The following is a 25875-nucleotide window of genomic DNA, read 5'->3' on the forward strand; positions in this document are numbered from 1 at the left end:
ACCTCAGGCCCGCTCGCTCCCCGGGCCGGGATAGGATCGCTCGTCGAGCGGATGCGAGGCGATCGCCTGGCGGAGTTCGGCAAGGAGCAGTCCCTCGGCGCGTCCCCGACGCGCCGAGGGGTCATGGACGAGATGGACGTCGACCATCGGCGCCTCGTCGAGCGGCGGCAGCCGCCAGAGGCGTCCGGCGCGCACGTCGTCCTCGACCACATGGATCGGCAGGGGGCCGAAACCGAAGCCGGCTATGATGAGCCGCTTGACCTCTTCCAGATGCGACGAGGTACCGATGACCGCGCCCTCGAATCCCTCCTTTTGGCGCAGGAGGGCGACGGGCCACAATGCGCCGGACATCTGGTCGGTCTTGAAGGAGACGTAAGGCTCGTGGCGCAACGCCGAAAGGGCAAGGTCGGACCTTCCGAACAGCGGATGGCGGGGACCGCAGAAATAGCCGAAGGCTTCGCGGTAGAGCAGGTCGTATTCCAGCTTCGGGTGGCGCTCTTCCATCAGGCAGACGCCAAGGCTGGCATCCCGGTTCGCCACGGCTGCCGCGACCTCGTGGCTGGACGCCACCGTCATCGACAGTGTCACCTCAGGGAAGGCGCGATGGAAGGCGGCGAGCACGTCGTCGAAGAAGGGGCAGACGACATGACTGGCCAGCGCGATATCGATATGCCCGGTGAGGTCGCCCGGATGCTGTTCCATCCGTTGCGGCAAGCCGGAGACGATGTCGAACAGAGCGACGCATTCGCTGAAGAGACGCTGTCCGGCCGGGGTCACCGAAAAATGCGAGGCGTTTCGCTCGATGAGCCGGCAATCCATGTGGGTTTCGAGACGCCTCAGCGCGTTGCTAATGGTCGGCTGCTTGAGCGAGAGCTTTTCGCCAGCCGCCGTCAGACCCTTCTCCTGCACGATGACCATGAAGGTCCGCAGCAGGTTCCAGTCGAGTTCCCATACGAAACGCCGTCGCGGACCAGCCATGGATGCACCATTCCTCAAATGTATGCTTGCAGCGACAGCTATTGCATGAATTGATTTGCCGTCAAAGCCGGAGACTGGCTCGATGGACCCGGAGGAGAATAGAAGAATGGCAATCCTGACTTATCAAGGCGTGGTCTACCCGGCACAATGCGATGCGATGGGTCACATGAATGTGCAGTTCTACATCGCCGCCTTCGACCAGTCGCTGTGGCACCTGATGGCGGCTTGCGGCTATTCGGCCGCCTGGATTACAGAACGCCGGCAGGGATGGGCCGATCGCCGCTACGAGATCGACTTTCGCCAGGAACTCCCGGTCGGCAGCCTGTTCGAAATCAGGAGCTCGGTGGTAAAGGTGGGACGCACCTCGCTTTCCACCCGCCACAGCCTGACGAACAAGGCCGACGGCGTGCTTTGCGCCGAGCTTCTCGCCGTGTCGGTCTATTTCGATCTCGCGGCGCGCCAGTCGCTACCTTTGCCGCCCGAGATCCTCGAAGGTGCGGAGAAGCTCAACGGTTAGCCGGACAGCAATTTCGGGCCGAAGCCGATCGTTATCGGATCATCGCCTTCAGCTCGGCCTGCACCGCTTGCAGCGAAGGCAGATAACGCTCGGCGAGATCCTGGGGATCATCCCCGCGCACCGGAAGGCCGAGGTTGAGTGCGGCGACGGTGATGCCCCACGCGCTGAGAACGGGCACCGCGATCGAGCGCAGGCCGAGTTCCACTTCCTGATCGATGACGGCATAGCCCTTGTCGCGCACGGCACGGATGCGATCCAGGAGGATGTCAGGGTCCGTGACGGTAAGCGGCGTTCGGGCGGTAAGCGGGTGCGCAGTCAGGCGGCTGCGGATCTCGTCGTCCGGCAGCGCAGCCAGTAGAACGCGCCCCATTGATGTGCAGAAAGCCGGCAGGCGGGAGCCGGGCATCAAGGCGATCGACATGACCTTGCGCTGGGCGGCGCGGGCGACATAGACGATCTCGTCCCCATCGAGGATGGACACCGAAGAACTTTCCCCGAGTTCGTCCGACAGCCGATCGAGGAGCGGCTGCACCATTTGCGGCAGCGGCATGGTTGCGAGGCAGGCCGTGCCAAGGCGCAGAACGCGCGGCGTCAGGGTGAAGAACTTGCCGTCATAATCGGCATAGCCGTGGTGAGCCAGCGTCAGCAGGCAGCGCCGCGCGGTGGCCCGGTCCAGGCCACTGGCCGCCGCCACCTGCGCAATGCTTTGACGCGGGTGGTCGGCGGTGAATGTTTCGATGACGGCCAATCCCTTGGCAAGGCCGCCCATGGTGTCGCGCTCGGTGATGGCCATCGTAGATTCCGTGCGATATGTCAACAAATGCATCATATCGCACAAAATTATTGCCGAACAGTCCTCCTTTTCCTATCCAATATGATAGGCCGCTTGATTGCGATCGGCGGCAAACGAGGAGATTGCGATGGACAAGACAGTCCCAAGCCTGGCCGAAGCCGTGGCCAAGATCGGCGATGGCGCAACCGTGATGATCGGCGGCTTTGGCGGCTCCGGCGCGCCGATCGAGCTCATTCATGCGCTGATCGACCGGTTCGTCGAGACCGGCCACCCGAAGGACCTGACGGTGGTGAACAACAATGCCGGCAACGGCCATGTCGGGCTCGCGGCACTGATCGAACAAGGCATGGTGAAGAAGCTGATCTGCTCCTTCCCGCGTTCAGCCGATCCCAAGGTCTTCACGGACAAATATTTCGCCGGCGAAATCGAGCTCGAGCTGGTGCCGCAGGGCACGCTGGCCGAGCGCATCCGCGCCGGTGGGGCCGGCATCCCCGCCTTCTACACCCCGACAGCCTACGGCACGGATCTCGCCAAGGGCAAGAAGATCGAGGAATTCGACGGCCGGCCCTATGTCCAGGAGCGTTGGCTCAAGGCCGACTTCGCGATCGTCAAGGCGCATGTCGGCGACACGCATGGCAACCTGACCTACAACAAGGCGGCCCGGAACTTTAATCCCCTGATGTGCATGGCGGCGGCCCATACCATCGTCCAGGTATCGAAGCTTGTCGCGCCCGGCGAGATCGATCCCGAAAACGTCATTACGCCCGGCATCTTCGTCCAGGCGGTGATCGAAGTTTCCGACCCTCAGCAGGAAGAAGTCCTCAACCGCGCGGGAGCGATCTATCCATGACCGACAAGCTTTCCAACGTCCAGATCGCCTGGCGCGCAGCCCAGGACATCGAAGACGGCGCCTATGTCAACCTCGGCATCGGCTTTCCAGAAATGGTCGCGCAATACCAGCCGCCCGGCCGCCAGGCTGTGTTTCACACCGAAAACGGCATTCTCGACTTCGGCGAGCCGCCCGCGGTCGGTGAAGAGGACTGGGACCTGATCAATGCCGGCAAGAAGGCCGTGACGCTCAATCCGGGCGCCGCCTTCTTCCACCATGCCGACAGCTTCGCCATGGTGCGCGGCGGGCATCTCGACGTCGCCATTCTCGGTGCCTATCAGGTCGCGCAGAACGGCGACCTGGCCAACTGGAGCGTCGGGGCGGGCGGCGTGCCGGCCGTCGGCGGGGCGATGGATCTTGTGCACGGGGCAAAGCGGGTCGCGGTCATCACCGAGCATGTGACGAAGAAGGGCGAGCCGAAGCTTCTCGAACGCTGCACCCTGCCCTTGACCGGCGTCGGCTGCGTGACACGCGTCTATACCAGCCTTGCGGTGATCGACATCGAGAACGGCCGCTTCGTCCTGCGCGAAAAGCTGCCGTCGATCTCGCTCGAACAATTGCAGTCCCTGACCGGCGCCGAGCTTCTCGTGCCCGGTCCGGTGGCCGACCTCGTCGTACCGGAGCTCTGACATGACCGAAGCCTTCATCTGCGACTATATCCGCACGCCGATCGGCCGTTTCGGCGGGTCCCTGTCCTCGGTGCGCGCCGACGATCTTGGCGCGATCCCGCTGAAGGCCCTGATGGCCAAACATGCGGGCGTTGATTTCGAAGCGGTGGAAGACGTGATCTTCGGCTGCGCCAACCAGGCGGGCGAGGACAATCGCAATGTCGCGCGAATGTCGCTTTTGCTTGCCGGCCTGCCGGTCGGCGTGACGGGCACGACGATCAACCGGCTGTGCGGTTCGGGCATGGATGCGGTGATGACCGCGGCGCGCGCCATCAAGGCCGGCGAGGCCGAACTGATGATCGCCGGCGGCGTCGAAAGCATGTCGCGCGCACCCTTCGTCATGCCGAAGGCCGAGACGGCTTTTTCCCGCCATGCGGAGATCCACGACACGACGATCGGCTGGCGCTTCGTCAATCCGCTGATGAAGAAGCAATACGGCGTCGATTCGATGCCGGAGACCGGCGAGAACGTCGCCGCTGACTTTTCCGTCAGCCGCGAGGATCAGGACGCCTTCGCCTTGCGCTCGCAGGCCAAGGCCTCGGCTGCCCAGGAGAACGGCCGGCTCGCGAAGGAAATCACCCCGGTGACGATCCCGCAGCGCAAGGGCGATCCGGTCGTCGTCGACAAGGATGAACATCCGCGCGCGACGACCATCGAGACGCTCGCCAAGCTCGGCACCCCGTTCAAAAAGGAGGGCGGCACGGTGACCGCCGGCAACGCCTCCGGCGTCAACGACGGTGCGGCAGCCCTGATCATCGCCTCGGAAGCCGCGGCGAGAAGGCATGGCCTCACTCCGATCGCCCGTATCCTCGGCGGGGCCACCGCCGGTGTTCCGCCGCGCATCATGGGCATCGGTCCGGCCCCTGCTTCGCAGAAGCTGATGGCCCGGCTCGGCATGACCCAGGACCAGTTCGACGTGATCGAACTCAACGAAGCCTTCGCCTCCCAGGGCCTGGCGACGCTGCGCCAGCTCGGGATTGCCGACGATGATCCGCGCGTCAACCGGAACGGCGGCGCCATCGCGCTCGGCCATCCTCTCGGCATGTCGGGCGCCCGCATCACCGGCACGGCGGCGCTCGAACTGCAACTGACGGGTGGCCGCTATTCGCTGTCCACCATGTGCATCGGCGTCGGCCAGGGCATCGCCATCGCGCTCGAGCGTGTTTGAAGGCGCTTCGGGCACGCGCGCTCGGGGAAGGTCGTAGGTCCATCGCCCGGAACGGCTAGTTCGTCGGCATGCCGGCGGGACGAAGATGGCGTCTAAGGGCGGCGATGCGGAAGATCGCATTGGCCGCCCCATAGCCCTGATAGCCGCGGCGCTCGACGATCTCGAAGAAGAAGCCCTCTCCATAGGTCGGCGAATAGAGCTGGAAATACTCCCCCTGCTCGTCGCGATCATAAAGGATGTTGTGCCGCTTCAACCGCTCGACCAGATCCGGGTCGATGCCGAAGCGGACCTCCACGTCGTCGTAATAGTTCGGCGAAATCGCCAGCGTCGAAAAGCCGTTGCGCAGCAAAGCTTCGGCCGTCGCGAAAATGTCGTCCGTCTGGAAGGCGATGTGCTGGATGCCCGAACCGAAGTTTTCGGCGATGAAGTGCCCGGCCAGCGTCTTGCGGTTTTCCGCGCCGTTCAGCGTGATGCGAAGACTGCCGCTCTCGTTCTCGACGACCTGGCTGCGCACGACACCGGCGGGATCGATGATGTCGACCATCGGCGTCTTCCGCGTCTTGAGCTGCGAGGTGTAGAACAGCAGCCAGGTCAGCATCTCGTCGTACTTGACCGTCTGGGCCACGTGGTCGAACCGCGTCAGGCCGACGTCGTCGCCGTCGGCGACCGGCAGCGGCTTGAAATCGATCTCCCAGATGCGGCCGAGATCGCCCGTGCGGTCAAGGAAATACAACAGGCCCCCACCGACGCCGCGGATAGCGGGAATGACCACCTCGCCCGGCCCGACCTGTTGCTCGAAGACTTCCGCGCCGAGCGCTACGGCGCGCTCAAAGGCCGCCTTGGCATCATCGACCATCAGTGCGATCGCGTAGGCATTGGCGCCATGCACCAGATAGGAGGCGCTGGCGAACCCCTTTTCATCCCGGTTGAGAAGGAGGTTCACGCCGCCCTGCCTGAAGAGTGTGACCGCCTTGGACTTATGTTCAGCCACCGCCTTAAAGCCGAGCGTTTCAAGCAGGCTTTCCAGTTGCGCACCGTCGCTGTCGCCGACGGCGAATTCCACGAAGGCGATCTCCGCCACCTCGGCACGATCGGGCATGGCAGGAACGCCCATGACGATGTCCGGGTCCGCCCGCTTGACCTGGTCCATCAGATAGATGAGCGAGCGATGTCCATCGGCCGAGATCGCGCTTGGCGAACCGCCGCGGAACTGGTCGTTGAAGATTTCCAGCGACAGGTAGCCGTCATAGCCGGTCGCCGCGACGGCGCGCATGAAATCGGTGACGGCCAGGTCGCCCTCGCCGGGCATGTTGCGGAAATGGCGCGACCAGTAGAGCAGGTCCATATCGATCAGCGGTGCATCGGCCAATTGCACGATGAAGATGCGGTCGCCCGGAATGGATCGGATCGAACTGACGTCGATCTTGCGCGCCAAGGTGTGAAAACTGTCGAGGATCAGACCGATATTTTGGTGATCGGCGCGGCGCACGATCTCCCAGGCGTCGCGATGGTCATGGATGTGGCGGCCCCAGGCGAGCGCCTCGTAGCCGACTCGCAAGCTCCGCTTCGCCGCCCGCTCGCCGAGTTCGCGAAAGTCGGCCGCCGCCCGGTCGATGCCGCCGAGAGAGACCGGGGAAGTGTTGGAACAGATCAGCATGAGATCGGTGCCGAGTTCCGCCATCAGGTCGAACTTGCGTTCCGCGCGGTCGAAATTACGGCTTCGGAATGGCTCGGGCATGCCTTCGAAATCGCGGAACGGCTGAAACAGCGTAACCTCCAGTCCGTGGTCGCGCACCATGCGGCCCACCTCGGCCGGCGAGCGGTCAAAGGCCAGGAAGTCGTTTTCGAATATCTCGATTCCGTCAAAGCCGGCACGGGCGATCGCCGCCAGCTTCTCCTCGAAGTCGCCACTGATCGAGACGGTTGCGATCGATGTTTTCATGTCCGTGCTCCAGCACATTTCGGGGAGGACCAACGGGTTTCCAAGGCCATGGAACCGGATGACACCGGACCTGACGCCTTACCGCTTGTTCTCCGCAATCAGCAGTTCAAGCGCCCTCACCGCCAGGGGATAGCCCTTGGCTCCCAGACCCGCCATGACCGTCGTCGCCGTCATGGATACGTGAGAGCGGTGATAGATCGGCTCCCGGCGATGCACGTTGCTGATGTGGAATTCGATGATCGGCCCCTTGAACATCTTCAGGGCGTCGAGCAGGGACAGCGAGGTGAAGGTGAAGGCGGCCGGATTGATGATGATACCGGCAGCCTCGTCGATCGCCTCGTGAACGAGATCGATCAGTTTCTCCTCGCTGTTGGTCTGGTGAAAGACGACAGGGCGTTCGCCCGCCGCCTGCCTGCACCAGGCCTCCACGTCGGCCAGCGTGTCGTGCCCGTAGATCTCCGGCTCGCGGCGTCCGAGCCGGTTGAGGTTTGGTCCGTTCAGAATGTAGATCGGCTTCAACTCGTTCATCTTGGAGCTCCTATCAACCCTGGTAGCCCAAGAGCCGGGGCAACCACAGCACGGTGTCGGGAAGGAAGGTGATCACGCCGAGGCAGAAAACCATCCAGAGAATGAAGGGGGCAGCGTCGCGAATGATGTCGCGCACCGGGGCGCCCGAGATCTTGGCGACGATGAAGAGCAGCAACCCATAGGGCGGCGTCACCAATCCCAGCATGATGTTGACCACGACGACGACGCCGAAGTGCACCAGGTCGATGCCCAGCGCCTGGGCCGTCGGAATGAAGACCGGCACGATGATCAGCAGGATGGCTGTCCCCTCCAGGACGCATCCGAGCAGCAGCAGCACGATGTTCACGAAGATCAGGAAGGTGGTCGGCGACAAGTCCCAGCCGGTGAGGATCACCCTCAGGCTTTCCGGGATGTTCTCGATCGTCACCACATAGTTGAACACCAGCGCGCCGGCGATCAGCATGCCGATCGAAACGGACGTCTTGGCGCTGACGAAGAGGGCCCTGTAGAAGGCGGCAAAGCTGATGCTGCGATAGACGAATGCCGAGATGATCAGTGCGTAGGCTGCGGCAAGGGCAGCGGCCTCCGTCGGCGTGGTGATGCCGGAATAGATGCAGCCGAGCAGCAGAACCGGCATCAGGAGCGCCGGCAGCGCGCGCCAGGTGATGCCGGGGATTTCGCGCAGCGGCACCGGCTCCTCGACGGGAAAATTCTTCCGCCGGGCGGTGATGGCGATCTGCACCATCTGCAAGGCGGCCATCAACAGGCCCGGCACGATGCCGGCGAGGAAAAGGAAACCGATAGACGCATCGGAGACGAGCGCATAGATCACCATCGGAATGGAGGGGGGAATGATCGGGCCGATAACCGCCGTGACGGCGGTGAGTGCCGCCGCAAAGCTCGGCGTATAGCGTCCGCCGTTGGTCATCAGCTTCTGCATCATGCCGCCAGTGCCCGCGGCATCGGCGATCGCGGAACCGGACATTCCGGCAAAGATGATGCTCTGCACGACGTTCACCTGGGCCAGTCCACCGCGGAAGCGGCCGACGAGGACATTGCAGAAGGACAGGAGGCGTTCCGTCATCGAGCCTATGTTCATGAACTCGGCCGCAAGCACGAAGAGCGGAACGGCCAGGATGACATAGTTGGAATACATGCCGTTGAGGAACTGCTCGGCGGCAATCCCCATGTCGGCGCCCGAGAGCATGAGGTAGAAGATCGAGCCGGCGATCATCGACAACCCTATCGGCAGGCCGAGAAAGGCGAGGACGGTGATCGCGACGATCGAAAGGGAAAAGGGGCTGGCAAGGTTCATACGCCGGAACTCGCTTTGGTCGGGTCGAAGCTTTCCGGCGCCTTGCCGCGAATGGCCTGTACGCATAGCCAGACATAGCGAATGATCATGGCCACCGCGAATACGACATAGATGGAAAAGAGATAGTCGAAGCGGATCTTCAGATAGGCGGTGCTCTCGACCTTCATGAAGGTAACGTAGTCGATGACGGCCGGCAGCGACCAGCCGAAAAGGAATACGAGGGAAACTGCCGAGATCACCTGCATGACCCGGCGCGGCCCGTCAGCGGCAGGGCCCCAGAACAGGTCGAACCGGATTTCGTCGATCTCCCGGATGACAAAGGCGGAGCCGAACAGCACCATCCATATCCACAGCGCGACACTGGCCTCGTGGGTCCAGCCGATCGAGACGTTCAGCACGTAGCGGAACGCGATCTGCATGAGGAAGATCACGAACATGCCCAAAAGCATGAAGGCAATGAGGTTCTCGGCGCGGTTTCTCAGCCACTCGCCTACCATGGCAAATTTCGATCTCATCCGGGGTCACTTTCCTGTTGCGTCAGACGAGCCGGCATGGCCGGCTCGTCGCATCGGGTGACGGCGGATCAGAGAGCGGCCACCTTTTCGAGGATGCCCTCCGGCCAGCTCTTTGCAAGGTCCGAACCGAGGTATTTTTCCTGGGCGAACTTGCGGAAGGCATCGAGGTCGGGCTCGTAGATCTCAAGGCCGGCGGCCTTGAATTCTTCGACGAGCTTCGCCTCCTGGGCGAGATGCTGTTCTTCACTCCACTGCATCGCCTTGTCGGCCGCAGCCTGGATCTTCGCCTGCTGCTCGGCCGAGAGACCCTTCCAGACGTCCGCGGAGATCGTCAGGAGGTCATAGCCGATCAGATGCGAGGTCATGACGATCTGGGACATGACCTCGTAGAACTTCATGTTCTTGACGTTCGGCAGCGGGTTGTCCTGACCGTCGATGGCGCCGGTCTGCAGGCCGGTGTAAACCTCTGCATAGGCCATCGGAATGGGATTAGCGCCGATCGCCTCACCCAGGAACTGCCAGGCATCGCCCCCGGGCATGCGCAGTTTGATACCTGCCATATCCGCCGGCGTCGAGATCTTCTTGTCGGATTTCAGGCCGACCTGGCGCGCACCGAAATAGGTCGGCCCGAGAATGTGGACACCCGCCTTTTCCTCGGCCATCTTCTTGAATTCGGCACCCACGTCACTCGCGAAGAAGGTACGGACATGGGCCGCATCGCGGAACAGATAGGCCGAGGTCAGCACCGACCATTCCGGCACCTGCTTGGAAATATCCTGGGGGGCGATGTTGCCCATCTGCAGGTTGCCGCGCTGGAGCGCGACGAGTTCGGTTCCCTGCTTGAAAAGCGTACCGCCGTAGAAAGGCTCGACCTTGAAGCCATCCTTGAGTTCGTCGGCGAACATTTTCACCATGCCGGCGCGAATGTCCTGCTCGGAGAACACGGCCGAGAACTTCAGCGTAACCGGCTCCTGAGCGAAGGCCGGCATCGACAGCGCCATGCCGGCCGCAGCGGCGACGGCAAAGGTCGCGCCAAGCAAATGGCGCCGTGTGAGTGTGGTGGTCATTTCTTCCTCCTCAATGTCCCTTCCGCCTCCACGGATGCGGGACTTCTCCCCTTGGGATCGGCCGCGTGACCGACCCTATAACTTTTGTACGAAATAGTTCGTTTATGTCAATAGGCGTAGCCGAACTTGACGTCGATCAAGACCGGATTTGGCCGGCGGCGCAGATCCGGTCTTGAAATATCCCTTGTCTCCTGAACTTCACCTAGCACCAATTTGCGCGGTCACAACCGCGCTTGCCGGAGACCCCGGCACGTCCGCATCCACAGAATCGGCAAGGATCGACATTGTTTCTCAGGCGCGCCGCTCGACCGGAGCCGGCGGGTTCCCGGTCAAGGAGCGAAAGTGCGCCCGCATGCGTTCGGCATCCGCCTTGCGTCCGGTGAACAGGGAAAACGCGCCGACGGCCTGGAACACTGCCATGCCGCCACCGTCCGCCACGCTGCAGCCTCGGCGTCGTGCCTCGGACAGCAACGCGGTCTCCAGCGGGAAGTAGACGATCTCCGCCACCCAGAGCCGAGGGTAGAGAAGCTCGGCGGGCAAAGGCAGGCCCGGATGCTTGTCCATGCCGGTCGGGGTCGCGTGAACCAGCCCGCTCGCTCCAGCCATGGCCTGCCGCAGGTCCGACCCGGCGGTAACCGCGGCATTGGGAAAGTGACCAGTCATGGCGGCGGCCAGTTGCTCGGCCCGCGCGGTGTCGACGTCGAAGATTGTCAGGGCGTCCGCCCCGAGTTGCAGGACGGCGAATGCGGTGGCCGCTCCGGCGCCTCCGGCGCCGAGTTGCACCACATTCGTCAGGTCGGGTTGCGGAAGCTGGAGGCGGAGCCCTTGGGCGAAACCCCACCAGTCGGTGTTGTGCCCGATCCGCCGGCCGTCACGAAGTACGACCGTATTGACCGCGCCGAGCCTTGCGGCGTCGTCGGACAGTTCATCCAGCAGGCCGATCACCTGCTGCTTGCAGGGGAACGTGATGTTCAGACCGCAAAAGCCGCGTTCCTCCGCCTCCCTGACGATATGTGGCAGCGATTCCGCACCGCCGCCCTTGAGATCGAGGTCGAGCAATTCGTAACGATAGTCAAAGCCCAGTGCGGCACCCTCAGCCATATGCATGGCGGGGGTGAGCGAGCGTTGAATTCCGGAGCCTATGAGGCCCGCCCGTGTTGTTCCGTCCCGTCTGGTCATTGTCCTCGCCTGGCGATGCAGTCGGCCCCTTGGCCGATCGCCTCACCCTCCCGCGTCCTCTGACAGGCGGCCCATCCGCCGGCCGCCCTTCGTCCCCATACTTACCGAATTATTGTACTAACTAGTTCGTGTCAATTGTGGCCCGGTTGAATCGCAGCGACAAGGTGACTAAGAAACGAAGGGAGAATGAGCCGAAACGGCGAGTGTTCGCGAGGAAGCCCAAGGGTTTACCGGCGATCATGGGGGGAGTGGATTGATCATGGCCGGAAACGCCAGAGACATACGCAAGAACGATCCGGAAAAGACCCGGGAAAACATCCTCGATGTCGCCACGACGGAGTTTGCCGAATTCGGCCTCTCCGGTGGCCGGGTCGACGCGATCGCGGAAAAGACCCGCACCTCCAAGCGGATGATCTATTATTATTACGGCAGCAAGGAAGGCCTCTACCTGGCTGTGCTCGAAAGAGCCTACCGGAAGATCCGCGCGCTGGAATCCGATCTCGCGCTGGCCGACATGCCGGCGGAAACGGCCTTGCGCCAGCTCATTTCCTCCACCTTCGACCATGATGAAGGAAATCCGGAATTCGTCCGGCTGGTCAGCATCGAGAACATCCATCATGCCATGCACATGCGGCGCTCGACGGAAATCGGCGAACTCAACATATCGGTTATCCGCACCATCCAGGAGATCCTCGACCGAGGCAGGCGGGAAGGCGCTTTCAAGCGCAACGTCGACGCGATCGACCTGCACATGCTGATCAGCGCCTTCTGTTTTTTCCGGGTCTCGAACCGATACACGTTCGGCACAATCTTCCACCGCAACCTGTCCGAACCGGTAATTTACGCGCGCCACAAACAGATGATCTCGGATGCCGTGATCGCCTATCTCGCAGCGCCGGAATCGGTCGCCGCGTGATCTTCACCGGCCTTTCCTTGGATTTCCTCCGGCCACCGGCCCGTCGCGCAGCTCATGCCGGGTCGGCCACACAGTCATCCTCGCCCTGCCGGTCTGACGCGCTTCGCCGTTCCAGCCGGCAGTCGAAAAGGATGTCGCTGCCGAGATTGTAGACCTCGGTCATCGGGCGATGGGCGCCGGCGAGCCGCTCGATCGGCGACAACATGATCCCGCTCGGCCCGGACCCTATGATGATCGGTGAGATGGCGACATGCAGCCGATCGACGAGGCCTGCATCGATGAACCGCGCGATCGTCCGGGCACCACCTTCGACCAGCACCCGCAAAAGGTTGCGTCTTGCAAGCGCATCGAGAATGTCTCGCGGGTCGAGCCCGCGGACCTTGGGCTCAAGGTCTACCACCTCCGCCGCCGGCAACGGCCGGCCCTTGGTGCTCGCGCTGCGAAACACGATCACCGGGGCCCCGCCATCATGAAACAGGCTCTCGCCACCCTCCAGTGCCGCGTGACAGTCCACGACCACGCGCACCGGCGCCGGCCCCTTGACCATCCTGACCGAGAGTTTCGGATCGTCGGCCCTGACCGTGCCCACGCCGACGATGACAGCGTCGACGAGCGCCCGGCATCGATGAAGATGGGCAAGGCCGTCAGGCCCGGAAATGTCGCGCGCGTCACCCGCTGGAGTGGCGATGCGCCCGTCGAGCGATTGCCCCACCTGCGCCAGAACGAATCGTTCGCGCGCGCCTGCGATCGGCGAATAGAGTGCATGGGCGGCGTCGGTCCCCGTGATATCGGCGGCTCCCTGCCGCAAGGCGAGAAGCCGCTCCCACGTCGCCTCGGTGATCTCCAAACTGCGCATTATCGGCCCTAAAGTATCCGGTACAGTGTGTTGTCGCGCTTGATCACATGATGAAGCAGCACCGCCCCGATATGCAACGCGAACAGCATCAAAAGGATCCACGCACTCCAGGCGTGGACCGCGGAAAGCGTACCGGCAATGTCTGGCGCCTTGTCCAGCGGGCTCCAGACCGGCACAAGGCCGAACCAGACCAGCGGAAAGCCATGCGCGTTGGTGGCGAGGAAGCCGCTGATCGGCATGACGATCAGGAACACATAGAGAAGGCCGTGAACGGCGGCCGCCGCGAACCGCTCTATTGCCGGCCCTTCCGGATGCGGAGGCCTGGCAATGAGCTTGTTGCCGACGCGCAGCAGCATGAGCCACAGCACCAGGAAGCCAAAGCTCTCGTGGACCATGTAGAAATCCAGGGACACCTCCTTTTTGGTGAACTGGATGAAGAAGCCCAGCGGCCATGTCGCGAGCACGAGCACTGCCACGACCCAGTGGAGAATGCGGGATGTCGCCGGATAACGCTCGACCCGGATGACCGCCTCCGACGGACAGGTCGCCTTGGAAAGGATGTTCGTCTCGCTCGTATTGGACAAGGATATTCCCCCCAACAATGGACCCGATAAACCCAGGCGGGGACATTGCCGGGGCGAACGGGTCACAACCGCAAAAACCTGCAATGACAATAAGTGGGAGAACGAAACGGAGTAAATGACGTTTCGTGCATAAAACTCATTTCCGGATAAGAAAGTCCGTGGACCAACTTGGAAAGGCAATGCTTGCGGACTTCCGTGACAATCCGGCGTGGTCACCCCTGCCGTTCACAGCTGCGGCTGAGATTGCCCTCAGCCCGTTCTGTCCCAGGAGGGTTTGCGCTTTTCAAAAAAGGCGGCAACACCTTCGCGCGCCTCTTCCTGCTCCCAGGTGTCGGCAAGGGCAATGATGCTCTCCTCGATACGCGCCGGGTCGAGGGATCGCGAGAGAGATCGGGCGAGCGCCTTTGCGGCTGCCACGGCACCGGGTGCGGCCGCCAGATACTGCTCCGCCTCGCGGACAGCTTCGGCCATCAGCCCGTCACCATCAACGAGACGCGCAACGATGCCGAGTTCCATCGCCTCTACAGCCTTGAAGCGTTTCCCGGACATGAAGATGCGCCTTGCCCGTCCCTCGCCCAGGCGCGCCAGAACGTAAGGTCCGATGGTGGCCGGGATCAGACCGAGCCGGGTTTCGGTGAGGCCGAACAGGGTTTCCGGCGTCGCCAGCACCAGATCGCAGACGCAGGCCAGGCCGACACCGCCGCCGAAGGCGCTGCCATGGACCGCGCCGATCAGCGGCTGGGACAGGGCGTTCAGCGCACCCAGCATGCCGGCCAGTTTACGTGCCTCGGCCATCCGGCTCTGCCTGTCGGCAGCCATCTGCTGGCGCATCCAATCGAGATCGCCGCCGGCGCAGAAGGCATCGCCTTCCCCGGCAAGAATGACGGCCCTCCAGTCGCGGCGCTTGCTGGCCACCTCGGCGAAGGCGGTGAGCTCCGCGATCATTTGCGCGGAAAGCGCATTGCGCTTGCCAGGTCGGCTCAGCCTGAGCTGAACGATGCCGCGCGCATCCACATCGACCTTGATCGTCTCGTTCATGATGTGCTCCGCAAGGTTCTGGCGAATTGGGCGGCGGCAGCCAAAGCGTCGAGATCCAGGCCGGTTTCGAAACCAAGTCCGGTGAGATGCCGGGCCACCGCTTCTGTTGCGACGTTGCCGGCGGCACCCGGTGCATAGGGGCAGCCGCCCAGCCCCCCGACAGAGGCATCGAAGACGCGCAGCCCCGCCTGCAAGGCGACATCGATGTTCAGCAGCGCCAGACCACCGGTATCGTGGAAATGTCCCGCCAGCTTCGATGCCGGCAACCGCTGCAGGACCGCGTCAAGCATAGCGGCCACGGCCTCGGGCCTTGCCCGCCCCAACGTTTCGCCAAGCGAGATCTCGTGGCAGCCGAGCGCGTCGAGTTGCGATGCGACCTTGGCGACCTGTTCAGGCGCGACCTTTCCGTCAAAGGGACAATCGGTGACCACCGACACATATCCCCGCAGGCGAACGCCATCGGCGAGCGCCGCTTCCGCCACAGGTTTCAGCCGCTCGAGACTTTCCGCAATCGACGCATTGAGATTGGCACGACTGAACCCTTCCGAGGCCGAAACGAAGATCGCCACTTCGCCGGCACCCGCAAGCTTTGCCGCTCCATAGCCTTTCAGATTGGGTACGAGCACGGCATAGGAAAGGCCCGCGCGTTGCGGTACCCCGGCCATCACCTCTGCCGCATCCGCCATCTGCGGCACCCATCTGGGGCTGACGAAGCCTGTCGCCTCGATACGGCGAAAGCCACAGGTGGCAAGTTTCCCGATGAGGGCCAGCTTCTCCTCGGTCGGGATCAGCCGCGTTTCGTTCTGCAGACCATCGCGCGGGCCGACCTCGTAGATTTCGACGAACTCAGCCATGTCCGGCCTCTTCCGCTTCCAGGAGAACAAGCGGATCGCCCGCTGCGATCTGGACGCCTTCCTGAACGAAGATCTCCGCCACGCGACCGGCACGGGCCGCCTTGAGTGTATGCTCCATTTTCATGGCTTCCAGCACGCACAGCGGTTGGCCCATCTCCACATCCTGTCCGGCGCTCACGAACACGGCACGCACCAGACCCGGCATGGGAGCGAGCGTCATGTCACTGCCGAGACCCGCGGAGGCGCTGCGATCCAGCGGATCGTGACGGCGGAAGCTTGTGGTCAAACCGGAGGCAAAGACATGAATTCCCTCGGCTTCGACGATCTGCATGCGTGAAAGGCCGGCGAGATGCCAGCGACCGCCCTGGCGCACCGCCTGCCGTTCCGTGTCGTGGATGCGGACGAGGGCATGGCTCGGGCCGGAAAGCGTCAGCTCCGCCTCGATCAGGTCGCCGCCGGCTTCCAAGGTGATGCGGCGCGTCAACGGCGCCCAGAGGGTAAAACCCGCCAGCACATCGAGCGGCAGGGCCGCCGCGTACAATACAGCCGCCGCAGCCATGGCCTCATCGGCGGGATCATCCTGAGCTTTCGCTGTCAGCAATGCCAGATCGCGTTCGATCAGGCCGGTATCCACCTCACCCCTTGCGAAACCCTGGTGGCGTGACAAGGCCGTGAGAAAGGCAAGATTGGTGACGGTTCCGGCCACCTGCGTTTCCTCGAGCGCGCGGTGGAGCCTTGAAAGCGCAACGTCGCGGGTCGGCCCATGGGTGATGATCTTGGCAATCATCGGATCGTACCACGGCGATATTTCATCGCCGCTCGACACGCCGGTATCGGCCCTGCAATCGCCGGGGAAAGCAAGATGCGCGAGCCTGCCCGTCGCGGGCAAGAAGCCTGCCGCCACGTCTTCGGCGTAGAGCCGGGCCTCGAAAGCATGGCCTGTCAGCTGAATCTGATCCTGGACGAGCGGCAAGGGCTCACCGCTTGCCACCCGCAACTGCCATTCCACCAGATCCAGGCCGGTCACGGCTTCGGTGACCGGATGCTCCACCTGGAGCCTCGTATTCATTTCCATGAACCAGAAGCGGTCGGTGCGAAGGCCTTGCGACCCATCGACGATGAATTCCACCGTTCCGGCACCGGAATAGCCGATCGCTTTGGCGGCCTTGACGGCCGCCGAACCCATGGCGGCCCGCATCTCCGGCGTCATGCCAGGCGCCGGGGCCTCCTCGATCACCTTCTGATGACGACGCTGCAGCGAACAATCGCGCTCGAACAGATGCACGGCATCGCGACCATCCCCGAAGACCTGCACTTCGATATGGCGGGGGGAAGCGACATATTTCTCGATCAGGACGGCATCATTGCCGAACGCATGGGCCGCCTCCGCCTTCGAAGCACGCAAGGCATCGGCAAAATCGGCGGCCGCATCGACGCGTCTCATGCCCTTGCCGCCGCCACCGGCCACCGCCTTGATGAGCACCGGATAGCCAATGGCATCCGCCTCCCCGGCAAGAAACATCGCGTCCTGATTGTCTCCGTGATAGCCGGGCACGATCGGAACGCCGGCCTCCTGCATCAGTGCCTTGGCAGCATCCTTCAGACCCATGGCGCGGATCGCTTTCGCCGAAGGACCGATGAAGACGAGGCCGGCCCTTTCCACCGCCTCGACGAAGTCCGGGTTTTCCGACAGGAAGCCATAGCCGGGATGAATGGCCTCGGCGCCCGTCTGCAGCGCTGCGGCAATGATGGAATCCCCCTTGAGATAGCTGTCCTTCGGGGCCGCACCGCCGATGGCAACCGCCTCATCCGCCATGGTGACATGCAAGGCGCGCGCGTCGACATCGGAATGAACCGCAACCGTCGAAACGCCCAGCTTTCGCGCCGTTGCGATGATGCGACAGGCGATCTCCCCGCGATTGGCGATCAGGATCTTGCGAAACATGGATTGTGTCCTCCCGATCGCCATCACATGCGGAACAGGCCGAAACGGGTTTCCCCGATTGGCGCATTAAGGCTGGCCGAGAGCGACAGAGCGAGAACCTCCCGGGTCTTTCGGGGATCCACTATGCCATCGTCCCAGAGCCGGGCGGAGGCGTAGAGCGGATGGCTTTGCCGCTCGAACAACTCCAGCGTCGGGCGCTTGAACTCGGCTTCCTCTTCGGCGCTCCATTGGCCGCCCTTGCGCTCGATGCCTTCGCGGCGGACCGTGGCGAGGACGCCTGCGGCCTGTTCGCCACCCATGACCGAGATGCGCGAATTCGGCCAGGTCCAGAGAAAGCGGGGCGAGAAGGCGCGGCCGGCCATGCCGTAATTGCCGGCGCCAAAGGAGCCACCAACCAGCAGGGTGATCTTGGGTACCGCGGTGGTCGCCACCGCCGTCACCATCTTCGCGCCATGGCGGGCGATGCCTTCGTTTTCATACTTCCGGCCCACCATGAAACCGGTGATGTTCTGCAGAAAGACGAGCGGAATACCGCGCTGCGAACACAATTCGACGAAGTGTGCGCCTTTCTGGGCGCTTTCGGAAAAAAGCACGCCATTATTGGCGACAATGCCGACCGGGCAGCCCATGACGTGGGCGAAGCCGGTGACCAGGGTTTCGCCGAAACGGGCCTTGAACTCATCAAACCGGCTGCCATCCACCACGCGGGCAATCACCTCGCGGATGTCATAGGGCGTGCGCGGATCGGCCGGTACGACCTCCAGCAACTCGTCGGGGTCAAAGACCGGATCTTCCGGCGCTTGCCACTGGACGCTTGTCGGCCTCTGACGATTGAGATTTGCGATGGCGCGGCGGGCAAGTGCCAGCGCATGGGCATCGTCCTCCGCCAGATAATCGGCCACACCTGAGAGCCGGGTATGGACATCGCCGCCGCCCAGATCCTCGGCACTCACCACTTCGCCGGTCGCCGCCTTGACCAGTGGCGGGCCAGCCAGAAAGATGGTGCCCTGGTCCCGCACGATGATCGACACGTCCGACATGGCCGGCACGTAAGCACCGCCCGCCGTGCACGACCCCATGACGACGGCGACCTGGGCGATGCCCTTGGCGCTCATCTGCGCCTGGTTGAAGAAGATGCGGCCGAAATGGTCGCGGTCCGGGAAGACCTCGTCCTGGTTCGGCAGGTTGGCGCCGCCGCTATCGACCAGGTAGACACAGGGGAGGTGAGAGGCTTCGGCGATCTCCTGCGCGCGCAGATGCTTCTTCACCGTCATCGGATAATAGGTGCCACCCTTTACCGTCGCATCATTGGCGACGATCATGACTTCCTGGCCCTCGACCCGGCCCACGCCGGCGATCAAACCGGCAGCCGGCGCCGCACCGTGATACATGCCGTGGGCAGCCGTCGCACCGATTTCCAGGAAGGGCGAGCCGGCATCGAGGAGGTTGGCGACGCGCTCGCGGGGCAGCATCTTGCCACGCGCTGCGTGGCGTTTGCGCGCTTCCTCGCCGCCACCCTCTGCGGCAAGTGCAGCAGCCGCGCGGATCTCCTCCAGAAGGCCAAGATGCGAGGCGCGGTTCTTCTTCGCGCCTTCAGACCCTGGAATATGGTCGGATTTCAGTCTCATCGGCCCTCCTGTCGTGAACGTGCCCTGCAGACAATGCAGAATCAGGCCATGGACGCCATCAGTTCGCGACCGATCAGCATGCGGCGGATTTCGGACGTGCCGGCACCGATTTCCATCAGCTTGGCGTCGCGGAACAGTCGGCTTACCACGCTGTCTTGGAGGAAGCCGGCTCCCCCCAGCGCCTGCACGGCCTGGTGAGCCTGCACCATTGCCTGTTCGCTGGCGTACAGCACGGCACCTGCCGCATCCTGCCGGGTCACCTCGCCGCGATCACAGGCCTTGGCCACTTCATAGACATAGGCGCGGGCGGTATTGAGAGCGACATACATATCGGCGATCTTGCCCTGCATCAGCTGGAAATTGCCGATCGGCTGGCCGAACTGCTCGCGGGTCGCCACATAGGGCATCACCTCGTCGAGACAGGCGGCCATGATGCCAAGTCCGATGCCGGCGAGCACCACGCGTTCGAAATCCAGGCCCGACATGAGGACGCGCACGCCCCGGCCCACTTCGCCAAGCACGTTGTCGAAGGGCACTTCGACGTCATCGAAAATGAGCTCGGCGGTATTGGAACCGCGCATGCCGAGCTTGTCGAAATGCGGGCTGGTGGAAAAACCCTTCATGCTCTTTTCAACGATGAAGGCTGTGATGCCTTTCGAGCCGGCGTCAGGATCGGTCTTCGCATAGACCACCAGAACATCGGCATCCGGCCCGTTGGTGATCCAGTATTTGTTGCCCTTCAGCACATAGGCGCTGTTGCGCTTTTCGGCCCTCAGCTTCATCGAAACGACGTCGGAGCCGGCGGCGGGCTCGGACATGGCAAGCGCGCCCACATGCGCGCCGGAAACCAGGCCCGGCAGATATTTCCGCTTCTGCTCATCGCTGCCGTTCAGCTTGATCTGGTTGATGCAAAGGTTGGAATGGGCGCCATAGGAAAGGCTGATCGAAGCCGAGGCGCGGGCGATTTCTTCCACCGCCACGGTGTGGGCAAGATAGCCCATACCTGCACCGCCATAATCCTCGCTCACCGTAATGCCATGCAGGCCGAGCTCCCCCATCTCCTTCCAGAGCGCATTGGGGAAACTGTTGGCTCGATCCACCTCGGCGGCGATAGGCTTCAGCCTGTCCTGCGCCCAGGCGTGCACGGTGTCGCGAAGGGCGCTGACGTCCTCTCCAAGATCGAAGCGCATGGTGGCATGAAACATGAAATCCTCCTCATTTCGGGGCCATGCGGAGCGCTCCATCCAGACGGATGACCTCCCCGTTCAGCATGGCATTTTCGATGATGTGCCGCACCAGCGCCGCATATTCCGCCGGCTCTCCCAGGCGCGGCGGAAAGGGCACCGAAGCGCCGAGCGCGTTCTGCACCTCCTGCGGCATGCCCGCCATCATCGGCGTCTTGAAGATGCCGGGTGCGATGGTCATGACGCGGATTCCGTGGCGGGCAAGTTCGCGTGCCATGGGCAGGGTCAGGCCGACCACGCCCGCCTTCGAGGCGGCATAGGCCGCCTGGCCGATCTGCCCCTCAAAGGCGGCGACCGAAGCCGTGTTGATGATAACGCCGCGCTCGCCTCCGGCATTCGGTGCAGATCTCGCGATGGCATCCGCGGCGAGCCGCGCCATGTTGAAGGAGCCGATCAGGTTGATGGAAACGGCGCGTGAAAAGCTCTCCAGTCCATGCGGGCCGTCGCGGCCAAGCACTTTTTCTCCGGGCGCCACACCGGCACAATTGACCAGCCCGTGTAGGCCACCGAAGGCGCCTTCGGCAAGAGCGACCGCCGCCTTCGCATCGGCTTCGCTCGTGACGTCGGTCAGGCAGAAGCGTGCCTGGCCCCCGAGCCGTGCGGCGGCAGCTTGTCCCGCCTGCCCATCGCGGTCGGCGATCACCACATTGGCCCCTGCGGCAATCAGCATCTCGGCGGTAGCGGCGCCGAGACCGGAAGCAGCACCCGTGACGATGAAGGTCTTACCCGCAATCTCCATGATACCCCCTCAAGCCTCGGCCAGTACCGAGCGCGCGATGATCAGGCGCATGATCTCATTCGTCCCTTCCAGGATCTGGTGGACACGCAGGTCGCGGACGATTTTCTCCACGCCGTAATCCGCGAGATAACCGTAGCCGCCGTGCAATTGCAGCGCACGGTTCGCAACCTCGAAACCGTTATCGGTCACGTGCTTCTTGGCCATGGCGCAAAGCCGCGTCGCCTCCGGCAGTTTTGCGTCCAGCGCGGCGGCTGCCCGCCACAGGAAAGTGCGCGACACCTCGACATCGGTCGCCATTTCCGCGATGGCAAACTGCAGCGCCTGGAATTCGTTCAGCTTCTGGCCGAAGGCCTTGCGTTCGCTGGTATAGGCGACAGCCTTTTCCAGGGCCGATTGCGCGCCGCCGAGGGAGCAGGCGGCAATCGAGGTGCGCCCGCCGTCCAGCGCCTCCATGGCCAGCTTGAAGCCGGCCCCTTCCGGCCCCAGCATTGCATCCGCCCGCACGCGAACCCGATCCAGCATCACGGTGCGCGTCGGCTGGGCGTTCCAGCCCATCTTCTTTTCATTGGCACCGAATGTGAGGCCGCCTGCATCCTTTTCCACCAGGAACGCGGAGACACCCTTCGCACCGGGCCCACCGGTGCGCGCCATCACCACGTAGAGGTCCGTCGCCCCGGCACCGGAAATGAACATCTTCTGGCCGGTGAGCACGTAATCGTCGCCATCGCGCTCGGCGCGGGTGGTCAGAGCCGCCGCATCCGAGCCACAGGACGGTTCGGTCAGGCAATAGGAAGCCAGGATCTCGGCGCTGCAGAGCCGCGGCAGATAGGTCTCTTGCTGCTCCGTGCTACCATGCTTGTCGATCATGGTCGCAACCATGTTGTGGATCGAAAGGTAAGCCGAAATGGCGGCGCAGCCTTTGGCCAGCGCTTCATAGATCAGCACCGCCTCGAAGCGCCCCAGCCCCGAGCCGCCAAACTCTTCCGCGACCATGATGCCACCGAGACCCAGCGATGCGGCATTGCGAATGACATCGACGGGAAAATGTCTGGCCTGATCCCACTCGAGCGCGCGCGGCGCGATCTCGTCCTGGGCGAAGCTCTCGGCCATGTCACGGATCGCGGTCTGTTCTTCGGTCAGGGAAAAATCCATCGGCTCAGCTCAATTCATTGTCTCAATGGCAATTGCGGTCGCTTCGCCGCCACCGATGCACACACTGGCGACGCCGCGTTTCCCGCCGCGCTCCTGCAATGCAGCGAGCAGCGTCACCAGAATACGCGCACCCGATGCACCGATCGGATGGCCAAGGGCGCAGGCACCGCCGTTCACATTCACCTTGTCGGCAGGCAGATCGAGATCGCGCATGGCGGCCATGGCCACCACCGCAAAGGCCTCGTTGATCTCGAACAGGTCGACCTCACCCGCGGACCATCCGGTGCGCTGGAAGAGCTTTTGCATGGCGCCGATCGGCGCCGTCGGAAACAGGCGCGGTTCGCTGGCATAGCTTACATGGCCGACAATGCGGGCCAGCGGCAAGAGGCCACGCTTTTCCGCCTCGTCCAGGTTCATGAGAACCAGGGCTGCCGCCCCGTCGCTGATCGAGGAGGCGTTCGCCGCCGTCACCGTGCCATCCGGCCGGAAGGCCGGTTTGAGATGCGGAATCTTGTCCGGCCGCGCATTGCCGGGCTGTTCGTCGGTCGCAACCGTGGTTGCGCCACCCTTCTCCGTCACGGAAACCGCTGCTATCTCGCCGACAAACCGCCCTTCAGCAATGGCAGCTTGCGCCCGCGACAGGGACTGCAGCGCATATTCATCCTGCGCCTCTCGCGTGAATTGGTAGGCCTGCGCGCATTCCTCGGCAAAGGTGCCCATCAGGCGCCCCTTGTCATAGGCATCCTCCAGCCCGTCGAGGAACATGTGGTCGAGCACGCGGCCATGGCCCATGCGATAGCCCGCACGGGCGCGGTCGAGGAGGTAGGGCGCATTCGACATGCTCTCCATGCCGCCGGCAATCATGATTTTTGCGTGCCCGGCCATAAGGGCATCATGCGCCATCATCACCGTCTTCATGCCCGACCCGCACATCTTGTTGACTGTGGTGGCCGGGGTGGACACAGGCATGGCCGCACCGAGCGCCGCCTGACGGGCCGGGGCCTGTCCCTGGCCCGCCGAGAGCACGCAACCCATCAGGACTTCATCCGCATCGGCGCCCTCGACCTTGGCACGCTCCAGCGCGGCAGCTATCGCAACCGCGCCCAGTTCCGCAGCCGTCTTTCCCGACAGCGCTCCCTGAAAACCGCCCATCGGCGTACGGGCTGCGCTGACGATGACCACATCATGCCGCATGATCTTCTCCTCCTGCCGTCTGCATCACGATCCCGATGCCGGGAATCCCAGCCAGAGAGTTGTACGCCCTGCCGTTGAAAAAAACAGGGCCATGGCAAAGCGCCACTACCCGGACAGGCATGGCTCCGACACGCCTATTCATAGCTGCGGCGATCCTCGATGACCTTTCCGTCATTCGGCAATGCGCCGGGCGGCAGCAATTCCACATGAGCCCGCATCTTCAGTGTCGCCACGATACTGGGCTCATAAAGAGCCGGATTGGTGGCCCGCGTCTCGATCTGCACCGTCATGATGTCCATTTCGCCTTCGCGGCTGGCCACCACCCGCGCCCGCGCGATTTCGTCATGGCGCGCCACCAACTGGGCCACCTGCTCGGGCCGCACGAACATCCCCTTGATCTTCGTGGTCTGGTCGGCACGGCCCATCCAGCCCTTGATGCGACGGTTGCTCCGTCCACAGGGGCTCGTGCCGGGCAGGATGGCCGAGAGATCGCCCGTGGCAAAACGGATGAGCGGGTAATCCGGATTGAGCGAGGTGACGACAACCTCGCCCACTTCGCCATCCGGCACCGGTCGGTCAGAGCCTGGGCGAACGATCTCGACGATCACGCCCTCGTCCATGATCAACCCTTCCATGGCGGGCGATTCATACGCGATGTTGCCAAGCTCGGCCGTGGCATAGACCTGCAGGCAACTGATGCCACGGTCGGCGTAATACTGCCGGAGGCTGGGAAACAGGGCACCGCCGGAGACGGCGGCACGATTGATTTTCAGGCGTTCGCCGAGTTCATCGGCCTTTTCGAGGATGATCTTGAGATAGTCCGGTGTCCCCGCATAGACCGTGGAGCCGATATCGGCGGCCGCCCGCACCTGCAATTCCGTCTGGCCGGTGCCGGCGGGCAGGATTGCCGCCCCTACCGCCCGCGCCCCGTTTTCGAAGATCATGCCGGCCGGCGTCAGGTGATAGCCGAAGCAATTGTGCACGATATCTCCGCGACCGACACCGAGCGCATGCAGGAAACGGCCCATGCGCCACCAGTCGTGGCTGACGCCGCCGGGCTCGTAGATCGGTCCCGGCGACTGGAAGTAGTGCACGATATCGCCAACCGGCAGGCCGCCGAAGGGAGGCCTCGCCTTCTGCCGCTCGGACAGTTCCGCCTTGCGCAAGACCGGCAACGACGCGAGGCCGGAGAGATTGTCCAATGGCCGCTGCCCCTGTTGCTCAAGCAAGCCGTTGAGGAGGGTCAGCTGGCCGGCTTCTCGCTCGTCCTGCGAACGGGTTTCGAGGGTGTCAAAATGGCTCATGATGTATGTCCTTGCCTTGCCGTCCTCATGCCAGCCACCGCTTGCGGCGACGGTAGCTGCGGACGTCGCGGAAACTGTTGCGTCCCTTGTCCGACATGCCGAGATAGAATTCCTTGACGTCCGGGTTTTCGCGCAGGTCCTTGGCCGGCCCATCCATCACCACGCGACCGCTTTCCAGGATGTAGCCGTAATGCGCATAGCGCAGCGCCACATTGGTATTCTGCTCGGCTAGCAGGAAGGCGACCCCCTCGCCCTCGTTCACCGCCTTGACGATCTCGAAGATCTGCTCGACCAGTTGCGGGGCAAGCCCCATGCTGGGCTCATCGAGAAGAATGGTTTCCGGCCGGCTCATCAGCGCCCGGCCGATGGCCGTCATCTGCTGCTCGCCGCCGGAGGTATAGCCGGCCTGCGACTTGCGCCTGTCCTTCAGCCGCGGAAAATAGGTGTAGACCCTGTCGAGGTCGCGCCGGATCTCGGCCTTGCTGTCGCGCCGGGTATAGGCCCCGGTCATCAGGTTTTCCTCAACCGTCAGGTGCTCGAAGCAGTGGCGGCCCTCCATGACCTGGATGACGCCACGCCGCACCAGATCCGCCGGAGACAGATCCTGCACGCGGTCGCCGCGGTAGACGATCGACCCCTTGGTGACCTCGCCGCGCTCGGACTTCAGCAGATTGGAGATCGCCTTCAGGGTCGTCGTCTTGCCGGCACCGTTGCCGCCCAGCAGCGCTGTGATCCCGCGATGCGGCACGCACAGGCTGACGCCCTTCAGCACGAGGATGACGTGGTTGTAGATCACCTCGATATTGTTGACCTCGAGCAAGGCCTCGTTCGTGTTCGTCGCGTTCTGCATGAATGTCGTCCC

The 25875-nt window shown here is 63.3% G+C and carries 25 protein-coding genes; 5 read left to right on the top strand and 20 right to left on the bottom strand.

The features are described 5' to 3' along the window. Positions 1 to 3 precede the first annotated feature (3 nt). Positions 4 to 978, bottom strand: coding sequence for a LysR family transcriptional regulator (locus DYZ14_RS02075; protein ID WP_154719116.1), 975 nt, complete (start codon positions 976 to 978; stop codon positions 4 to 6). A 106-nt stretch (positions 979 to 1084) separates the two neighbouring features. Here DYZ14_RS02075 and DYZ14_RS02080 point away from each other — a divergent pair, with 106 nt between their 5' ends. After that, complete coding sequence (locus DYZ14_RS02080; RefSeq protein WP_154719117.1) at positions 1085 to 1495, top strand: acyl-CoA thioesterase; 411 nt, start codon at positions 1085 to 1087, stop codon at positions 1493 to 1495. A 31-nt stretch (positions 1496 to 1526) separates the two neighbouring features. Here the strand turns inward: DYZ14_RS02080 and DYZ14_RS02085 are convergent, their stop codons facing one another. Beyond that, positions 1527 to 2288 (bottom strand): IclR family transcriptional regulator, encoded by a 762-nt coding sequence (locus DYZ14_RS02085; protein WP_154719118.1) that lies wholly within the window; start codon positions 2286 to 2288, stop codon positions 1527 to 1529. Between the two features lie 127 nt (positions 2289 to 2415). Between DYZ14_RS02085 and DYZ14_RS02090 the strand changes: the two genes are divergently transcribed. The 3 genes from DYZ14_RS02090 to pcaF are packed head-to-tail and all read left to right on the top strand — an operon-like array spanning position 2416 to position 5013. Next, positions 2416 to 3138, top strand: coding sequence for a 3-oxoacid CoA-transferase subunit A (locus DYZ14_RS02090; protein WP_115668952.1), 723 nt, complete (start codon positions 2416 to 2418; stop codon positions 3136 to 3138). Then, on the top strand, positions 3135 to 3806 hold the full coding sequence (locus DYZ14_RS02095; RefSeq protein ID WP_154719119.1) for a 3-oxoacid CoA-transferase subunit B: 672 nt from the start codon (positions 3135 to 3137) through the stop codon (positions 3804 to 3806). Before DYZ14_RS02090 ends, DYZ14_RS02095 begins: the two co-directional genes overlap by 4 nt. A 1-nt stretch (position 3807) precedes the next feature. Further along, entirely contained in the window at positions 3808 to 5013 is a 1206-nt protein-coding gene (gene pcaF / locus DYZ14_RS02100; RefSeq protein WP_154719120.1) for a 3-oxoadipyl-CoA thiolase, read from the top strand. 55 nt (positions 5014 to 5068) lie between these two features. Here pcaF and DYZ14_RS02105 read toward each other — a convergent pair whose 3' ends face one another. From DYZ14_RS02105 to DYZ14_RS02130, 6 genes are all read right to left on the bottom strand, one after another. After that, positions 5069 to 6955, bottom strand: a complete 1887-nt coding sequence (locus DYZ14_RS02105) for a bifunctional sugar phosphate isomerase/epimerase/4-hydroxyphenylpyruvate dioxygenase family protein (protein ID WP_154719121.1) — start codon at positions 6953 to 6955, stop codon at positions 5069 to 5071. 78 nt (positions 6956 to 7033) lie between these two features. After that, the gene (locus DYZ14_RS02110) at positions 7034 to 7483 is read right to left on the bottom strand and encodes a type II 3-dehydroquinate dehydratase (protein ID WP_195949784.1); all 450 of its coding nucleotides are present in this window, start codon (positions 7481 to 7483) and stop codon (positions 7034 to 7036) included. Positions 7484 to 7496: 13 nt separating this feature from the next. Continuing rightward, positions 7497 to 8798 carry a TRAP transporter large permease gene (locus tag DYZ14_RS02115; RefSeq protein ID WP_154719122.1) on the bottom strand — a complete coding sequence of 434 codons (1302 nt, stop codon included), beginning with the start codon at positions 8796 to 8798 and terminating at the stop codon, positions 7497 to 7499. Then, positions 8795 to 9313, bottom strand: coding sequence for a TRAP transporter small permease (locus DYZ14_RS02120; protein WP_154719123.1), 519 nt, complete (start codon positions 9311 to 9313; stop codon positions 8795 to 8797). Before DYZ14_RS02120 ends, DYZ14_RS02115 begins: the two co-directional genes overlap by 4 nt. Positions 9314 to 9381: 68 nt before the next feature. Beyond that, positions 9382 to 10380 carry a TRAP transporter substrate-binding protein DctP gene (dctP, locus tag DYZ14_RS02125; protein ID WP_154719124.1) on the bottom strand — a complete coding sequence of 333 codons (999 nt, stop codon included), beginning with the start codon at positions 10378 to 10380 and terminating at the stop codon, positions 9382 to 9384. A 291-nt stretch (positions 10381 to 10671) separates the two neighbouring features. Next, a complete protein-coding gene (locus DYZ14_RS02130; RefSeq protein ID WP_154719125.1) occupies positions 10672 to 11559 on the bottom strand; it encodes a shikimate dehydrogenase in 888 nt (295 codons plus the stop codon). Positions 11560 to 11818: 259 nt separating this feature from the next. Between DYZ14_RS02130 and DYZ14_RS02135 the strand changes: the two genes are divergently transcribed. After that, the gene (locus DYZ14_RS02135; RefSeq protein ID WP_154719126.1) at positions 11819 to 12475 is read left to right on the top strand and encodes a TetR family transcriptional regulator; all 657 of its coding nucleotides are present in this window, start codon (positions 11819 to 11821) and stop codon (positions 12473 to 12475) included. Between the two features lie 52 nt (positions 12476 to 12527). On the opposite strand, the gene DYZ14_RS02140 is transcribed toward DYZ14_RS02135, so the two are convergent. From DYZ14_RS02140 to DYZ14_RS02195, 12 genes are all read right to left on the bottom strand, one after another. Next, positions 12528 to 13331: a RibD family protein gene (locus tag DYZ14_RS02140; protein WP_154719127.1), complete on the bottom strand. Its 804-nt coding sequence runs from the start codon at positions 13329 to 13331 to the stop codon at positions 12528 to 12530. An 8-nt stretch (positions 13332 to 13339) separates the two neighbouring features. Next, on the bottom strand, positions 13340 to 13915 hold the full coding sequence (locus tag DYZ14_RS02145) for a cytochrome b (protein ID WP_445292227.1): 576 nt from the start codon (positions 13913 to 13915) through the stop codon (positions 13340 to 13342). A gap of 249 nt (positions 13916 to 14164) precedes the next feature. Further along, positions 14165 to 14953, bottom strand: coding sequence for a crotonase/enoyl-CoA hydratase family protein (locus DYZ14_RS02150; RefSeq protein ID WP_154719128.1), 789 nt, complete (start codon positions 14951 to 14953; stop codon positions 14165 to 14167). Continuing rightward, positions 14950 to 15807, bottom strand: coding sequence for a hydroxymethylglutaryl-CoA lyase (locus tag DYZ14_RS02155; protein WP_154719129.1), 858 nt, complete (start codon positions 15805 to 15807; stop codon positions 14950 to 14952). Before DYZ14_RS02155 ends, DYZ14_RS02150 begins: the two co-directional genes overlap by 4 nt. Beyond that, positions 15800 to 17752, bottom strand: a complete 1953-nt coding sequence (locus DYZ14_RS02160; RefSeq protein ID WP_154719130.1) for an acetyl/propionyl/methylcrotonyl-CoA carboxylase subunit alpha — start codon at positions 17750 to 17752, stop codon at positions 15800 to 15802. Before DYZ14_RS02160 ends, DYZ14_RS02155 begins: the two co-directional genes overlap by 8 nt. 23 nt (positions 17753 to 17775) lie before the next feature. Continuing rightward, positions 17776 to 19380 (bottom strand): carboxyl transferase domain-containing protein, encoded by a 1605-nt coding sequence (locus DYZ14_RS02165; RefSeq protein WP_154719131.1) that lies wholly within the window; start codon positions 19378 to 19380, stop codon positions 17776 to 17778. Positions 19381 to 19421: 41 nt separating this feature from the next. After that, a complete protein-coding gene (locus tag DYZ14_RS02170) occupies positions 19422 to 20585 on the bottom strand; it encodes an isovaleryl-CoA dehydrogenase (RefSeq protein ID WP_154719132.1) in 1164 nt (387 codons plus the stop codon). Between the two features lie 10 nt (positions 20586 to 20595). Continuing rightward, entirely contained in the window at positions 20596 to 21363 is a 768-nt protein-coding gene (locus tag DYZ14_RS02175; RefSeq protein WP_154719133.1) for a 3-hydroxyacyl-CoA dehydrogenase, read from the bottom strand. Between the two features lie 9 nt (positions 21364 to 21372). Further along, positions 21373 to 22515 carry an acyl-CoA dehydrogenase family protein gene (locus tag DYZ14_RS02180; RefSeq protein ID WP_154719134.1) on the bottom strand — a complete coding sequence of 381 codons (1143 nt, stop codon included), beginning with the start codon at positions 22513 to 22515 and terminating at the stop codon, positions 21373 to 21375. 9 nt (positions 22516 to 22524) lie between these two features. After that, positions 22525 to 23709 carry an acetyl-CoA C-acyltransferase gene (locus tag DYZ14_RS02185; RefSeq protein ID WP_154719135.1) on the bottom strand — a complete coding sequence of 395 codons (1185 nt, stop codon included), beginning with the start codon at positions 23707 to 23709 and terminating at the stop codon, positions 22525 to 22527. Positions 23710 to 23843: 134 nt separating this feature from the next. Continuing rightward, the gene (locus DYZ14_RS02190) at positions 23844 to 25013 is read right to left on the bottom strand and encodes a phenylacetate--CoA ligase family protein (RefSeq protein ID WP_154719136.1); all 1170 of its coding nucleotides are present in this window, start codon (positions 25011 to 25013) and stop codon (positions 23844 to 23846) included. Positions 25014 to 25038: 25 nt separating this feature from the next. Then, positions 25039 to 25863, bottom strand: a complete 825-nt coding sequence (locus tag DYZ14_RS02195) for an ABC transporter ATP-binding protein (RefSeq protein WP_115668971.1) — start codon at positions 25861 to 25863, stop codon at positions 25039 to 25041. Between the last annotated feature and the right edge of the window lie 12 nt (positions 25864 to 25875).

The sequence above is a fragment of the Ciceribacter sp. T2.26MG-112.2 genome, assembly GCF_900492205.1.
Lineage (GTDB): Bacteria > Pseudomonadota > Alphaproteobacteria > Rhizobiales > Rhizobiaceae > Allorhizobium > Allorhizobium naphthalenivorans_A.

Excerpts from the sequence above, each read along its gene's own strand:
- DYZ14_RS02075 (WP_154719116.1), bottom strand. The coding sequence starts at position 978 with ATGGCTGGTCCGCGACGGCGTTTCGTATGGGAACTCGACTGGAACCTG.
- DYZ14_RS02095 (WP_154719119.1), top strand. The coding sequence starts at position 3,135 with ATGACCGACAAGCTTTCCAACGTCCAGATCGCCTGGCGCGCAGCCCAG.
- DYZ14_RS02155 (WP_154719129.1), bottom strand. The coding sequence starts at position 15,807 with ATGGCTGAGTTCGTCGAAATCTACGAGGTCGGCCCGCGCGATGGTCTG.
- DYZ14_RS02105 (WP_154719121.1), bottom strand. The coding sequence starts at position 6,955 with ATGAAAACATCGATCGCAACCGTCTCGATCAGTGGCGACTTCGAGGAG.
- DYZ14_RS02090 (WP_115668952.1), top strand. The coding sequence starts at position 2,416 with ATGGACAAGACAGTCCCAAGCCTGGCCGAAGCCGTGGCCAAGATCGGC.
- DYZ14_RS02185 (WP_154719135.1), bottom strand. The coding sequence starts at position 23,709 with ATGCGGCATGATGTGGTCATCGTCAGCGCAGCCCGTACGCCGATGGGC.
- DYZ14_RS02165 (WP_154719131.1), bottom strand. The coding sequence starts at position 19,380 with ATGAGACTGAAATCCGACCATATTCCAGGGTCTGAAGGCGCGAAGAAG.
- DYZ14_RS02140 (WP_154719127.1), bottom strand. The coding sequence starts at position 13,331 with ATGCGCAGTTTGGAGATCACCGAGGCGACGTGGGAGCGGCTTCTCGCC.
- DYZ14_RS02170 (WP_154719132.1), bottom strand. The coding sequence starts at position 20,585 with ATGTTTCATGCCACCATGCGCTTCGATCTTGGAGAGGACGTCAGCGCC.
- DYZ14_RS02110 (WP_195949784.1), bottom strand. The coding sequence starts at position 7,483 with ATGAACGAGTTGAAGCCGATCTACATTCTGAACGGACCAAACCTCAAC.
- DYZ14_RS02175 (WP_154719133.1), bottom strand. The coding sequence starts at position 21,363 with ATGGAGATTGCGGGTAAGACCTTCATCGTCACGGGTGCTGCTTCCGGT.
- DYZ14_RS02180 (WP_154719134.1), bottom strand. The coding sequence starts at position 22,515 with ATGGATTTTTCCCTGACCGAAGAACAGACCGCGATCCGTGACATGGCC.
- dctP (WP_154719124.1), bottom strand. The coding sequence starts at position 10,380 with ATGACCACCACACTCACACGGCGCCATTTGCTTGGCGCGACCTTTGCC.
- DYZ14_RS02135 (WP_154719126.1), top strand. The coding sequence starts at position 11,819 with ATGGCCGGAAACGCCAGAGACATACGCAAGAACGATCCGGAAAAGACC.
- DYZ14_RS02115 (WP_154719122.1), bottom strand. The coding sequence starts at position 8,798 with ATGAACCTTGCCAGCCCCTTTTCCCTTTCGATCGTCGCGATCACCGTC.
- pcaF (WP_154719120.1), top strand. The coding sequence starts at position 3,808 with ATGACCGAAGCCTTCATCTGCGACTATATCCGCACGCCGATCGGCCGT.
- DYZ14_RS02080 (WP_154719117.1), top strand. The coding sequence starts at position 1,085 with ATGGCAATCCTGACTTATCAAGGCGTGGTCTACCCGGCACAATGCGAT.
- DYZ14_RS02195 (WP_115668971.1), bottom strand. The coding sequence starts at position 25,863 with ATGCAGAACGCGACGAACACGAACGAGGCCTTGCTCGAGGTCAACAAT.
- DYZ14_RS02160 (WP_154719130.1), bottom strand. The coding sequence starts at position 17,752 with ATGTTTCGCAAGATCCTGATCGCCAATCGCGGGGAGATCGCCTGTCGC.
- DYZ14_RS02085 (WP_154719118.1), bottom strand. The coding sequence starts at position 2,288 with ATGGCCATCACCGAGCGCGACACCATGGGCGGCCTTGCCAAGGGATTG.
- DYZ14_RS02130 (WP_154719125.1), bottom strand. The coding sequence starts at position 11,559 with ATGACCAGACGGGACGGAACAACACGGGCGGGCCTCATAGGCTCCGGA.
- DYZ14_RS02150 (WP_154719128.1), bottom strand. The coding sequence starts at position 14,953 with ATGAACGAGACGATCAAGGTCGATGTGGATGCGCGCGGCATCGTTCAG.
- DYZ14_RS02120 (WP_154719123.1), bottom strand. The coding sequence starts at position 9,313 with ATGAGATCGAAATTTGCCATGGTAGGCGAGTGGCTGAGAAACCGCGCC.
- DYZ14_RS02190 (WP_154719136.1), bottom strand. The coding sequence starts at position 25,013 with ATGAGCCATTTTGACACCCTCGAAACCCGTTCGCAGGACGAGCGAGAA.